Raw genomic sequence first — 12,377 nt, 5'->3', positions numbered from 1 at the left:
CGCGCCGCGCCAGCGGCGTATCCGACAGGAGCAGTTTCGGAATGAACGCTTTCGCGCGCGGCATGGCCGTGTTGATCACCACTATTGCGGCGCTGACCGGCGCTGTTGCCATTGCCAAGGACAAGACCGTGCTTACCAACGACCGTGAAAAGGTCAGCTACATGATCGGCCAGGATGTCGCGACTTCGATCGCGCCGGTGGGCCCGGACCTCGATGTCGCCGCTTTCGAGCGAGCGGTGAAGAACGCGTTCGACGGTGGCAAGCCGCTGCTCGACGAGAAGGAAGCCCAGGCCGTGGGCGGCGCACTGATGCAGCGCATCGGCGTGCGCATGGGCAAGGCGCCGGAAGGCACCAAGGCGCCCGAAGTGGCCAAGGACAAGGTGGGTTACCTCGTCGGCGCCGACGTGGGGCGGTCCCTGGCCGGCATCAAGGAGGAGATCGAGCTGCCGCTGCTGATGCAGTCGATTCGCACTGCACTGGCCAAGGGCCCCTCGCTGCTCTCGGAAACCGAAGCCAACGCCATTCGCGAGTCGTTCTCGCAGCGCATGCAGGCCAAGGCACAGGCCCGCGCCACCGAGCAGGCTGAAAAGAACAAGGCGGAAGGCGCCGCGTTCCTCGCCAAGAACAAGGGCGAGAAGGGCGTGTTCACCACGCCGTCGGGCCTGCAGTACATGGTGCTGCGCCAGGGCTCGGGTCCGCGCCCCAAGGCGACGGACAAAGTGCGCGTGAACTACCACGGCACGCTGCTCGACGGCACCGTTTTCGATAGTTCCTACGATCGTGGCCAGGAGGCCGAGTTCCCGCTGAACCAGGTCATTGCCGGCTGGACCGAGGGCGTGGCGATGATGCCCGTTGGCAGCAAGTTCCGGTTCTGGATCCCGGGCGAGCTGGCCTATGGCGCGCGCGGAACTCCCGGCGGCCCGATCGGTCCGAACGCCACGCTGCAGTTCGACGTCGAGTTGATGACCATCGTGCCGTAACGGTACGTTCAGTCCGACCCCGACACATTCCGCCGGCACAGTTGAGTGCCCCATCCGCCGCACCGGCCCCCGCCGGCGCGGCGGTCGCTGCATCACGATGGAGTCCTGTTCCATGAAGCAATCCGTGCGTCATATCGCTGTCCTGGCCGCTGCCACGCTGGTACTGGCCGCCTGCAACAAGCCCGCTGAAAAGGCCGAGGCCACCGCTACCGCGGGTGCCGAGTCCACCGAAGCAACCTCAGCGGCCACGAAAATCCCGGGCCTCGAAGGCGAGAAGGCCCAGTCCGGCTACGTGATCGGTCTGGACATCGCCAAGTCGCTGGAGCCCGCCAAGGGCGAGTACGACATCGACGCCATGATCAAGGGCCTGAAGGCCGGCGTCGCCGGTGAGAAGGCGCTGGTCGACGACAAGCAGGCGCAGACCATTCGTGAAGCCTTCGGCCAGAAGATCCAGGCCAAGCGCATCGCCGAGATGATGGCCAAGGCCAAGAAGAACGCCGAAGCGGGCACCCAGTTCCTGGCGGAGAACGGCAAGAAGGAAGGCGTGAAGACCACCGCGTCGGGCCTGCAGTACCAGGTCATCACCGAAGGTACCGGCGCCAAGCCCAAGGCCACTGACGTGGTGAAGGTGCACTACAAGGGCACCCTGCTGGACGGCAAGACCTTCGACAGCTCCTACGACCGTGGCGAGCCGGTGGTGTTCCCGCTTCAGGGCGTGGTTCCGGGCTGGCAGGAAGGCCTGCAGCTGATGACCGTGGGCAGCAAGTACAAGTTCTGGATCCCGGCCAAGCTGGGCTACGGCGAAGCCGGCACCCCGGGCGGCCCGATCGGCCCGAACGAGACGTTGGTGTTCGAGGTCGAGCTGCAGGACGTGGTGCAGCCTAGCAAGAAGTAATCCCGTGTCGGCGACCGCTGCATGCAGCGGTCGCCGACACGTGGTGCGGGGTATTGCGACACTTGTATTGAAGGATCCATAAGGCATGCGCGTCACCATCTTCGGCACCGGCTATGTGGGCCTGGTCACCGGTACCTGCCTGGCGGATGTCGGTCACGACGTGGTCTGCGTCGACATCGACACCGCCAAGGTCGAGGGCCTGAACAACGGCATCATCCCGATCTTCGAACCGGGGTTGGAGCCGATGGTCAAGGCCAACCACGCCTCGGGTCGCCTGCGTTTCACCACCGATGCGGCCGGGGCCATCGCCCATGGCGACGTGGTGTTCATCGCGGTGGGCACCCCGCCGGACGAAGACGGCAGCGCCGACCTGAAGTACGTGCTGGCCGTGGCCCGCACCATCGGCCAGCACATGCAGAAGCCGGCCGTCGTGGTGGACAAGTCGACGGTGCCCGTAGGTACGGCCGACAAGGTGCGCGCCGCGATTGCCGCGGAACTGGCCGCACGAGGCGCAGCCATCGAGTTCCATGTGGTCTCCAACCCGGAATTCCTGAAGGAGGGCGATGCGGTCAACGATTGCATGCGTCCGGACCGCATCGTGATTGGCGCCGACGACGCCGGTGCGGTGGAGAAGCTCAAGCGCCTGTACGCGCCGTTCAACCGCAACCACGAGCGGATCGTGGTGATGGACGTGCGCTCGGCCGAGCTGACCAAGTACGCCGCCAACGCGATGCTGGCGACCAAGATCAGCTTTATGAACGAGATCGCCAACATCGCCGAGCGGGTGGGCGCGGACGTGGAGATGGTGCGCCAGGGCATCGGTTCGGACCCGCGCATTGGCTGGCACTTCATCTACCCGGGCGCCGGCTACGGCGGCTCGTGCTTTCCCAAGGACGTGCAGGCGCTGGCCAAGACCGCCCAGCAGCATGGCTACAACGCCGAGCTGCTGAACTCGGTGGAGTCGGTCAATGACCGGCAGAAGGCCCACCTGTTCGACCTGATGGTGCGCCATTACGGTGGCGTCGACGCGCTGCGCGGCAAGATGGTGGCGGTGTGGGGCCTGTCGTTCAAGCCCAACACCGACGACATGCGCGAGGCTTCCAGTCGCACGCTGCTGGCCAAGTTGTGGGAGGCGGGCGCCAAGGTCCGCGCCTACGATCCTGAGGCGCACCACGAAGCGCAGCGGATCTTCGGCGAGCGCGACGACCTGTTGCTGTGTGACTCGGCTTACCAGGCGCTGGCGGACGCGGATGCGCTGGTCGTGGTGACGGAATGGAAGCAGTTCCGCAGCCCGGACTTTGCCCGCGTGCGCGATGCGCTGCGGGACAAGGTGGTGTTCGATGGCCGCAATCTGTATCACCCCGATGAGCTTGAGGCGTTGGGGTTGACCTACTACGGCATCGGGCGCGGGCGCTCGATCCAGGCGGACGCGTGAGCGCCGCCACCGAACAGCGGCTGATGGAGCTGGAAACGCGGTTGGCGTTCCAGGAGCAGGCCTTGATCGAGCTGAGTGACGCCCTGGCTGCCGCTCGCGATGAGGAGACGCGCAACGCGCTGCTGTTGCATCGCGTACTGGAGGAGCTGAAGCAGCTCCGGCTGGCCATGTCGAACGCGCCGCTTACCGGCGATCCCTCCCACGAGCCGCCGCCGCCGCATTATTGAACGCTGTCCGGTTGGCGAAGCTGCGCGCCCGCGTGACCCGGATGCACTACGCAAGAGAGACACCATGAGCAACAGCCTCCGTGACCAATTGCTCGGCCTCGGGTTCGCGGCGCCGGCCAAACCCGAGCGCTCCGAGAAGCCAGGCCGTGGCAAGCCCGGCGCTGGCAATCCCGGGGCGCCCAAGCCCAGCGGCAAGGCGCATACCAGCGGTAGTCCGCACAACCGCAATGCAACTGGCAAGGGTGGCCCAGGGCGTCCTGGCCAGCCGGGCAAGGGACGACCCCACGGAGCAGCCAAGCACGGCAAGCCGATGAGCCGCGAGGACATCGACCTTGCCAAGGCATATGCCATCCGCGCGCAGCGCGAGAAGGATGAGCGCATCGCGGCCGAGAAGGCCAAGCAGGAAGAGGCCCGCATCAAGCGTGAGGCCCGCGCCAAGCTGGCCGAATTCGTCAAGGACAAGAGCCTTAATGTGGCCGATGCCGAGATCGCCCGGCACTTCCCGTACGGCGGCAAGATCAAGCGCATCTACGTGACCCCCAACCAGCTGAAGGCGCTCAACGCCGGCGAACTGGGCGTGGTGCAGATGGAGGGGCGCTACCTGTTGGTGACCGCCGAGGTGCTGGCGCAGGCCGAGGCGATCTTCGCGCAGGCCGTCGCGCTCAAGGTGGATCCCAATGCGCCCACCGGGGAAGACCCTTATAGCGATCCGATGTTCCTGGTACCTGACGATCTGGTCTGGTGAGAAACGTCGGATGCCGTGATGCGTCCGGCATTCGAGTCAGTCCAGGGGCGATGGCCACCGGCGGACAACGGTCAGTCAGAACTTCTCGCCGACCGGTAGATAGCGCCATTCTCCGACCGGCATCTTGCTCAGCGAGATGCGACCGATGCGCAAGCGCCGGATGGACACCACGTCGAGCCCGACCTCGCGGCACATGTGCCGCAGTTGCCCCGGCTCTACGGCCTTGATGGCAAATCGCAGCCGGGTCTCGTTCTGCCAGCTGACCTTGCACGGTGGCAGGGCGTTACCCAGGTAGTGCAGGCCGTGGGCGAGCCGGGCCATGCCGTACGGCGCGATGTTGCCGGCGATCTCTACAACGAACTCCTGTTCGATGAGCGCGTAGTCCTCGGTCAACCGTCGGCGGACCCGGCCGTCCTGGGTCAGCACCAGCAGGCCACTCGCTTCGGCGTCCAGCGGCATCAGGGGAGCCAATCGGTGGAAATGGCGTTTGAGCATGCGCACTTCCGACATGTCCCCCTCGGCGCGTGCCGCGGGAGTCACCAGCGCCGCGGCGTCCTTGATGTCCACCCCGGCCGGCTTGTGCAGCAGGATGGTGGCCGGCTCGATGGGCTCAAGGCGCGCCCCCGGGGCGAGCTCCAGCTTTTGCGTGGAGATCAGGGTCTGCGGTTCCTCCACAACCTCGCCATCCACCAGTACCCAGCCGCCCTCGATGTATAGCTGGGCATCGGCGCGGGAACACTGGACCAGATCGGCGATGCGTTTGTCGAGGCGAGTGGGTTCGGACATGTCGATATTCGTGGCGGCTGGCTGCAAGTGTAATGATATGTGCCCCGTCGGTCCGGAAATCTGGCATCGCCGCCGCTCCAAGTTCAGGAACCCATGAAGACTCCCTCCGGCTTACAGGCATTGATTGACGACGGCGTGATCGACGAAGTGATGCGCCCACTCAAGAGCGGCAAGGAGGCAGCGGTGTACGTTGTGCGCTCCGGTGACGACGTCCGCTGCGCCAAGGTGTACAAGGACATGGCCCAACGCAGCTTCCAGCAGCGGGTCCAGTACCAGGAAGGCCGCAAGGTGCGTGGCAGCCGCGAGGCCCGCGCCATTGGCAAGGCCAGCAAGTACGGGCGCAAGCAGCAGGAGACCGCCTGGAAGAACACCGAGGTCGACGCGCTCTACCAGTTGCGCGACGCCGGCGTGCGCGTTCCCGAGCCCTACGGCTACTACCACGGCGTGCTGGTGATGGAGTTGGTGACCGACGCGGACGGCCACTCAGCGCCCCGTCTGGGTGAGGTGGAACTTGCGCCGGACCAGGCGCGTGGCTTCCACCGCTTCCTGATCCGCCACATCGTGAAGATGCTGTGCGTCGGGCTGATCCACGGCGACCTGTCGGAGTACAACGTGCTGGTCGCACCCGACGGCCCGGTCATCATCGACTTCCCACAGGTGGTGAGCGCCGCCGGCAACAATGCCGCGCGCACGATGCTGTTGCGGGACGTCAACAACATCACCGCCAGCCTGGGCCGTTGGGCGCCCGAGCTGTTGGACACCTGGTACGCCGAAGAGATGTGGGCGCTGTTCGAGGCCGGTGAGTTGCGCCCGGACAGCGAGCTGACGGGCGAGTTCGAACACGACAACACAGTGGCCGACGTCGACAGCGTGCGCCACGCGATCAACGACGCCCGCGAGGAAGCATTGATCCGGCAGCAGGGTCGCGAGGCGGCCGCGGAGGGGGACTAATCGAGCCTCACTCCGGGTCGTAATCCAGGTTCGACGCCAGCCAACGCTCCGCTTGTGCAAGGCTGACACCCTTGCGATGCGCGTAGTCCTCGGCCTGTTCCTTCGACACCCGGCCGACCACGAAATACTGGCTACCGGGGTGGCTGAAGTAGTAGCCGGACACCGCCGCCGCCGGGTACATCGCGAAGCTCTCGGTCAGGCGAAGACCAATGCGCTGCTCTGCCTCGAGCAACCGGAACAGCGTGGCCTTCTCGCTGTGCTCCGGGCATGCGGGATAACCGGGGGCGGGGCGGATGCCGCGGTATCGCTCGTCGATCAGTGCCTCGCTGTCGAGTGATTCCTCGGGCGCATAGCCCCAGAATTCGGTGCGCACGCGCTGATGAAGTCGCTCGGCCAAGGTCTCGGCCAAACGGTCAGCCAGCGCCTTGAGCAGGATGGCGTTGTAGTCGTCGTGGTCGGCTTCGAAGCGGGCGACATGTTCCTCGATGCCGATGCCCGCCGTCACCGCGAAAGCCCCGATCCAGTCCTGGCGGCCGCTGCCATGCGGGGCGATGAAGTCAGCGAGGCAGAAGTCCGGACGCTCCACCGGCTTGTCCGCCTGTTGGCGCAGGAAGTGCAGGGTTTCCGCGCGGCCATCCACGTCGATGAGGACGTCGTCACCCTTCGACTGCGCAGGCCACAGCGCGAACACCGCCTTCGCAGTGAGCCACCTTTCCTTGACGATGCGCGCGAGCATGGTGCGGGCGTCGCGGTAAAGCTCACGCGCCTGCGGGCCAACGACTTCGTCATCCAGGATGGCGGGATATCGGCCGGCCAGTTCCCACGCCTGGAAGAACGGCGTCCAGTCGATCAGGTCGACCAGGTCGTCCAGGGGCCAGTCCTCGAACACGTGGAGTCCGGGTTGCATGGGCGCAGGCGGCGTGTATTCGGCCCAGCCCCCATCGAATCGCTGGGCGCGGGCTTTTTCCAGCGGGACCAGACGCTTGCCGTCGCCGCGGTTGCGATGGCGCTCGCGGATCTCGGCGTAATCGGAGGCGTTGGCGGCCACGAAGGCGCCGCGCAGTTCAGCGCTGATCAGCGACTGCGCCACGCCTACCGCGCGCGAGGCGTCCTTCACCCATACCGTCGGCGCTTTGTAATGCGGGTCGATCTTCAGCGCGGTGTGCGCGCGGGAGGTGGTCGCGCCACCGATCATCAGCGGCATGGTCAGTCCCTGGCGCTGCATCTCGCGTGCGACGTGGCTCATTTCCTCCAGCGAAGGCGTGATCAACCCGGAGAGGCCCACAAGGTCGGCATTCTCGCGTATCGCTGCGTCAAGGATGGTCTGGGCGGGAACCATGACGCCGAGATCGATCACGTCGAAGTTGTTGCACGCCAGCACCACGCCGACGATGTTCTTGCCGATGTCGTGCACGTCGCCCTTGACGGTGGCCATCACGATCTTGCCGTTGGATTTGCCTGCATCGCCGGTGCGCAGCTTTTCGGCCTCGATGTATGGCAGAAGATGCGCCACGGCCTTCTTCATCACGCGTGCGGACTTGACCACTTGAGGCAGGAACATCTTGCCGGCGCCGAACAGGTCGCCGACCACGTTCATGCCATCCATCAGCGGGCCTTCGATCACGTCCAGCGGGCGCGTGGTGAGGGTGCGGGCCTCTTCGGTGTCGCCCTCGATGTACTGGTCGATGCCGTGCACCAGTGCGTGGCTCAGTCGTTCGCGTACGGGCTTGTCGCGCCACGCCAGATCTTCGACCTTCTTCTCGCCCTTCCTGCCCCTGTACCGGTCGGCGATCTCCAACAGGCGTTCGGTGGCGTCGGGGCGACGATTGAGCACCACGTCTTCCACGCGGTCGCGCAGCAACGGATCGAGATCGTCGTACAGGGGCAGCGCCCCCGCGTTGACGATGCCCATGTCCATCCCGGCCCGGATCGCGTGGTAGAGGAACACCACGTGGATCGCCTGGCGCACCGGTTCATTGCCGCGGAACGAGAACGATACGTTGGAGACACCGCCGGAGATGTGGCTGTAGGGGTGCCGCCGCTTCAATTCGCGGCACGCTTCGATGAAGGCTACCGCATAGTCGTTGTGCTCATCGATGCCGGTGGCGACCGCGAACACGTTGGGGTCGAAGATGATGTCCTCGGGCGGGAATCCAATCTCCTCGGTCAGAAGCTTGTAGGCCCGCGAGCAGATCTTCACCTTGCGCTCGACGGTGTCGGCCTGGCCAGACTCATCAAAGGCCATTACCACCACGGCCGCCCCGTAGCGGCGCACCAGCCGCGCCTGGCGCAGGAACTCGGCCTCTCCTTCCTTCATCGAAATGGAGTTGACGATGCCCTTGCCCTGCAGGCACTTCAGCCCGGCCTCGATCACGCTCCACTTGGAACTGTCGACCATGAGCGGCACGCGCGCGATGTCTGGCTCGGCGGCGATCAGATTGAGGTACGTGACCATCGCCTGTTCGGAGTCGAGCAGGCCTTCATCCATGTTGACGTCGATGACCTGCGCGCCGTTCTCCACCTGCTGGCGGGCAACCACGACTGCCTCGTCAAAGCGGCCTTCAAGGATCAGTTTCTTGAACTGCGCCGAGCCGGTGACGTTGGTGCGCTCGCCGACGTTGACGAAATTGCTCTGCGGGGTGATCTGCAGCGGTTCAAGGCCGCTGAGTCGGGTCTGGCGGGGGAGGGCGTGCATGGGCTCAGTTGCCTGTGGCCAGCGTTGGCCGACGATGACGAGGGGAGGCAAAGGGGTGGCCGCCGGATGCGGGACGCCCGCGGCATGTGGCTGATGATGTCCAGTCGCCACTGTTCATGCGGCCTCCACCAGTTCGGGGCGCTGGCGGGGCGGCAGATCGGCGACGGCCGCCGCGATGGCGGCGATATGCTCGGGCGTGGTCCCGCAGCAGCCGCCGACCAGGTTCAGCAGGCCGGCCTCGGCGAAGCTTCTCAGGACCCCGGCCATGTCCTCCGGCGTCTCGTCGTAGCCCCCAAAGGCGTTGGGCAGGCCAGCGTTGGGATGGCAACTGACATACGCATCGGCGACTTGTGCCAGCACATCGATGTGCACGCGCAGGTCCTTGGCGCCCAGCGCACAGTTGAGGCCGATGGCCACAGGTTGGGAGTGGCGCAGCGAGTACCAGAACGCCTCGGCGGTCTGGCCCGACAGGGTGCGGCCGGATGCGTCGGTAATGGTGCCGGAGATCATCACCGGCAGGCGCACGCCGCGGGCCTCGAAGGCTTCCTCGATGGCGAACAGCGCCGCCTTGGCGTTGAGCGTGTCGAATACGGTTTCCACCATCAGCACGTCGGCGCCGCCGTCGATCAGGCCATCCGCGGCCTCGCGGTACGCCACGCGCAGTTCATCGAAGGTGATGGCGCGGAAGCCGGGGCGGTTGACGTCGGGGCTGAGCGAGGCGGTGCGGCTGGTGGGCCCCAGCACCCCGATGACGAAGCGCGGGTGCGACGGATCGCGGGCTTCGGCTTCATCGCAGGCGGCACGCGCGAGGCGGGCACCTTCCTCGTTCAATTCGCGCGCCAGATGCTGCAGGCCGTAATCGGCCAGCGAAATGGTGGTGGAGTTGAACGTGTTGGTCTCGATCAGGTCGGCGCCCGCGTCCAGGTACTGGCGGTGGATGCCGGTGATGATGTCCGGACGGGTGAGCGTGAGGAGATCATTGTTGCCGCGCTGGTCGTGGCCGCAACCGCAGCCCTCGCCGTGGGCATGCCCTGCCGCTGGCGACCACAGCCGGTCATACCCTTCGACAAAGCGCTCGCCGCGGTAGTCGGTCTCCTGCAATTCATGGCGCTGGATCATGGTGCCCATCGCCCCGTCGATCACCAGGATGCGGTCGCGCAGCCGCTGCTGCAGTGCCTCGGCACGGACGGGATTGAGCCAGGGGAGCGTGTTCATGGGCTGTGGTTACCGGGCAACGAGCGGCTTGCGTGCGATCAGCGCGATCACTTCGAAATGCGGAGGGCGACGTTCGCGGGTGACGGTCTCGCACGACACAATGTCGAAACCGGCGCGGGTTGCGAAACGGCTCAGCTCCTTCTCACTGAAGCCCAGGTTGACGTGGCCAAAGCCTTCCACAGCCGTGCGGTGCTCATGCTTGGCCAGGCTGGTCAACAGCAGGCGCCCGCCGGGGCGCAGCACGCGCGCCGCCTCCAGCACTGCTTGCGCCGGATGCTCGGCATAGGTGAGTGCGTGCATCAGCACGACCAGGTCGAATTGCTCGTCAGCGAAGGGCAGGGCGTGCATGTCGCCCTCGCGCACCTCCACGTTCTTGAGCTTGCGCAGTCGCTCGGAGGCGGCCAGCACGACCTTGGTGCTGGAGTCGAGGCACAGGTAGCGGCGGGAGTGCGGTGCCAGCAGCTCCGCCAGGACCCCGTCACCCGAGGCTATGTCGAGCACGTCGCCGGGTTCCAGCAGCGGCAGCGCCGAGCGAGCCATGGCCTCCCAGGTGCGGCCGGGGGAATAGTGGCGCTCCATGTCGCCGGCAACGGAATCCGCCCAGTTCTGGTCGGCGGCGCGGCTGGCGAGCACTTCGGTGACGCGTTCGGCATCCTGGCGCAGCAGCGGGTCGTCGCTGCCCTCGCGCAGGGTTTGCCACAAGGCGCGCTGCGCCGCGTCCAAAGCCGTGTCATCGAAGCGGTAGTAGGCCGATACCCCGGCGCGACGATCGCGTACCAACCCGGCTTCCTTGAGCTTGGCCAGATGGGTGGACACGCGCGGCTGGGCCAGGCGGGTGATGGCGGAAAGCTCCGCCACCGTGAGTTCTTCGCGTTCCAGCAAGGCCAGCAGGCGGACGCGGGTGGCGTCAGCAAACACCTTGAGTCGGGACGACCAGCCTTCCAGATCCATTGCGCACCTATCAATCAATCTATCGCGATATAGCGATAATTGTGGCGGGTGCAGTGACATGGGTCAAGCGACGTGACCTTCATCATTGGGGTTCGGCGACGTGCCCGGCTACAATTGCAGGGGTAACCAACCGCGGGCGCGAGACGCCCCACAGCCATCCGAGGTGCTTTCGTGGATTTCCGCTTTACCGAAGAGCAGTTGATGATCCAGGACGTGGCGCGCCGTATCGCCCAGGAAAAGATTGCTCCGAGTGCCGAGCACCACGACAAGACCGGCGAGTTTCCGCTGGACAACATCCGCACCCTGGGTGAGAACGGCCTGATGGGTATCGAGGTGCCGGCCGAGTACGGCGGTGCCGGCATGGATCCCATCAGCTACGTGCTGGCGATGGTGGAGATCGCGCACGCCGACGCGGCGCACTCGACCATCGTGTCGGTCAACAATTCGCTGTTCTGCAACGGCATCCTGAAGTTCGGCACCGAGGAGCAGAAGCAGCTCTATGTGCGCGCGATTGCCGAAGGCCGTGAGATTGGCGCGTTCGCGCTGACCGAGCCGCAGTCGGGCTCCGACGCCACCGCCATGCGCTGCAAGGCCACCAAGCAGGCCGACGGCACCTTCATCGTCAACGGCAAGAAGAGCTGGATCACCTCCGGCCCGGTGGCCAAGTACATCGTGTTGTTCGCGATGACCGACCCGGAGAAGGGCGCGCGCGGCATCACCGCGTTCATGATCGACACCGATCGCGAGGGCTTCCACCGTGGCAAGACCGAGCCCAAGCTCGGCATCCGGGCCTCGGCTACCTGTGAGATCGAGTTCACCGACTACGTGGTGCAACCGCACGAGGTGCTGGGTGCTGAGGGCGATGGCTTCAAGATCGCGATGAGCGTGCTCGACGCAGGCCGCATCGGCATCGCGTCGCAGGCCATCGGCATCGCCCGTGCGGCGTACGAGGCGACGATTGCCTACGTCAAGGAGCGCAAGGCCTTCGGTGCGCCGATTGGCACCTTCCAGATGACCCAGGCCAAGATCGCGGACATGAAGTGCAAGCTGGACGCGGCGATGCTGCTGACGCTTCGCGCTGCCTGGCAGAAGGGCGAGTTCGAGAAGGGTGGAGCCCGCTTCAGCAACGAGGCGGCCATCGCCAAGCTGACCGCATCCGAGGCGGCGATGTGGATCGCCCACCAAGCCGTGCAGATCCACGGGGGCATGGGCTACTCCAAGGAAATGCCGCTGGAGCGTTACTTCCGCGACGCCAAGATCACCGAGATCTACGAGGGCACCAGCGAGATCCAACGCCTGGTCATCGCCCGCAACGAGACCGGCCTGCGCTGATCTCCATGAAACGCCTGCAAGGCAATGCTGCGCCCGCCACCGCCTGCCATGGGCATCGCGGTGGCGATCGTCGCGATAAACCGATCGCCCATCGCGTTGACTTCTCCGATCCGCTTCCCGGGTTGGACGGTGCGCGCGATGGTGTTGTTCCCCGCTGACTTTCCC

The 12,377-nt window shown here is 65.7% G+C and carries 12 protein-coding genes; 8 read left to right on the top strand and 4 right to left on the bottom strand.

All coding sequences use genetic code 11. The features are described 5' to 3' along the window. Window positions 1–41 precede the first annotated feature (41 nt). From AC3ARF_RS08140 to AC3ARF_RS08120, 5 genes are all read left to right on the top strand, one after another. Window positions 42–980, top strand: a complete 939-nt coding sequence (locus AC3ARF_RS08140) for an FKBP-type peptidyl-prolyl cis-trans isomerase N-terminal domain-containing protein (protein WP_498926867.1) — start codon at window positions 42–44, stop codon at window positions 978–980. A 112-nt stretch (window positions 981–1,092) separates the two neighbouring features. Further along, a complete protein-coding gene (bamJ, locus tag AC3ARF_RS08135; protein WP_498926865.1) occupies window positions 1,093–1,875 on the top strand; it encodes a BamJ family beta-barrel-assembly machinery protein in 783 nt (260 codons plus the stop codon). Window positions 1,876–1,960: 85 nt separating this feature from the next. After that, window positions 1,961–3,310: a UDP-glucose dehydrogenase family protein gene (locus AC3ARF_RS08130; protein WP_498926864.1), complete on the top strand. Its 1,350-nt coding sequence runs from the start codon at window positions 1,961–1,963 to the stop codon at window positions 3,308–3,310. Further along, complete coding sequence (locus AC3ARF_RS08125) at window positions 3,307–3,537, top strand: SlyX family protein (RefSeq protein WP_498926862.1); 231 nt, start codon at window positions 3,307–3,309, stop codon at window positions 3,535–3,537. The genes AC3ARF_RS08130 and AC3ARF_RS08125 overlap by 4 nt, the downstream gene beginning before the upstream one ends. A 64-nt stretch (window positions 3,538–3,601) precedes the next feature. Beyond that, window positions 3,602–4,282 (top strand): DUF2058 domain-containing protein, encoded by a 681-nt coding sequence (locus AC3ARF_RS08120; RefSeq protein WP_498926861.1) that lies wholly within the window; start codon window positions 3,602–3,604, stop codon window positions 4,280–4,282. A 75-nt stretch (window positions 4,283–4,357) separates the two neighbouring features. Here the strand turns inward: AC3ARF_RS08120 and AC3ARF_RS08115 are convergent, their stop codons facing one another. Then, a complete protein-coding gene (locus AC3ARF_RS08115) occupies window positions 4,358–5,068 on the bottom strand; it encodes an rRNA pseudouridine synthase (protein WP_498926859.1) in 711 nt (236 codons plus the stop codon). A gap of 93 nt (window positions 5,069–5,161) precedes the next feature. Between AC3ARF_RS08115 and AC3ARF_RS08110 the strand changes: the two genes are divergently transcribed. Continuing rightward, the gene (locus AC3ARF_RS08110) at window positions 5,162–6,019 is read left to right on the top strand and encodes a PA4780 family RIO1-like protein kinase (protein WP_498926857.1); all 858 of its coding nucleotides are present in this window, start codon (window positions 5,162–5,164) and stop codon (window positions 6,017–6,019) included. Between the two features lie 7 nt (window positions 6,020–6,026). Here AC3ARF_RS08110 and metH read toward each other — a convergent pair whose 3' ends face one another. From metH to AC3ARF_RS08095, 3 genes are all read right to left on the bottom strand, one after another. Further along, the gene (metH, locus tag AC3ARF_RS08105; protein WP_498926855.1) at window positions 6,027–8,714 is read right to left on the bottom strand and encodes a methionine synthase; all 2,688 of its coding nucleotides are present in this window, start codon (window positions 8,712–8,714) and stop codon (window positions 6,027–6,029) included. Window positions 8,715–8,828: 114 nt separating this feature from the next. Then, window positions 8,829–9,929 carry a homocysteine S-methyltransferase family protein gene (locus tag AC3ARF_RS08100; RefSeq protein WP_498926854.1) on the bottom strand — a complete coding sequence of 367 codons (1,101 nt, stop codon included), beginning with the start codon at window positions 9,927–9,929 and terminating at the stop codon, window positions 8,829–8,831. A gap of 9 nt (window positions 9,930–9,938) precedes the next feature. Beyond that, entirely contained in the window at window positions 9,939–10,880 is a 942-nt protein-coding gene (locus AC3ARF_RS08095) for an ArsR/SmtB family transcription factor (protein ID WP_498926852.1), read from the bottom strand. A gap of 156 nt (window positions 10,881–11,036) precedes the next feature. On the opposite strand from AC3ARF_RS08095, the gene AC3ARF_RS08090 reads away from it, so the two are divergent. Together AC3ARF_RS08090 and AC3ARF_RS08085 are read left to right on the top strand one after the other, a co-directional pair. Continuing rightward, on the top strand, window positions 11,037–12,212 hold the full coding sequence (locus tag AC3ARF_RS08090; RefSeq protein ID WP_498931811.1) for an acyl-CoA dehydrogenase family protein: 1,176 nt from the start codon (window positions 11,037–11,039) through the stop codon (window positions 12,210–12,212). Window positions 12,213–12,217: 5 nt separating this feature from the next. Next, window positions 12,218–12,370, top strand: a complete 153-nt coding sequence (locus AC3ARF_RS08085; RefSeq protein WP_498926850.1) for a hypothetical protein — start codon at window positions 12,218–12,220, stop codon at window positions 12,368–12,370. The last annotated feature ends 7 nt before the right edge of the window (window positions 12,371–12,377 follow it).

The organism is Lysobacter sp. KACC 24251, from assembly GCF_057747755.1.
The sequence above is the reverse complement of the archived record's forward strand: the minus strand, read 5'-3'. Positions and strand labels throughout refer to the sequence as shown.

Bases quoted from the DNA above. Each gene is read 5' to 3' on its own strand.
- AC3ARF_RS08140 (WP_498926867.1), top strand. From the start codon at position 42: ATGAACGCTTTCGCGCGCGGCATGGCCGTGTTGATCACCACTATTGCG.
- bamJ (WP_498926865.1), top strand. From the start codon at position 1,093: ATGAAGCAATCCGTGCGTCATATCGCTGTCCTGGCCGCTGCCACGCTG.
- AC3ARF_RS08130 (WP_498926864.1), top strand. From the start codon at position 1,961: ATGCGCGTCACCATCTTCGGCACCGGCTATGTGGGCCTGGTCACCGGT.
- AC3ARF_RS08120 (WP_498926861.1), top strand. From the start codon at position 3,602: ATGAGCAACAGCCTCCGTGACCAATTGCTCGGCCTCGGGTTCGCGGCG.
- AC3ARF_RS08115 (WP_498926859.1), bottom strand. From the start codon at position 5,068: ATGTCCGAACCCACTCGCCTCGACAAACGCATCGCCGATCTGGTCCAG.
- AC3ARF_RS08110 (WP_498926857.1), top strand. From the start codon at position 5,162: ATGAAGACTCCCTCCGGCTTACAGGCATTGATTGACGACGGCGTGATC.
- metH (WP_498926855.1), bottom strand. From the start codon at position 8,714: ATGCACGCCCTCCCCCGCCAGACCCGACTCAGCGGCCTTGAACCGCTG.
- AC3ARF_RS08100 (WP_498926854.1), bottom strand. From the start codon at position 9,929: ATGAACACGCTCCCCTGGCTCAATCCCGTCCGTGCCGAGGCACTGCAG.
- AC3ARF_RS08095 (WP_498926852.1), bottom strand. From the start codon at position 10,880: ATGGATCTGGAAGGCTGGTCGTCCCGACTCAAGGTGTTTGCTGACGCC.
- AC3ARF_RS08085 (WP_498926850.1), top strand. From the start codon at position 12,218: ATGAAACGCCTGCAAGGCAATGCTGCGCCCGCCACCGCCTGCCATGGG.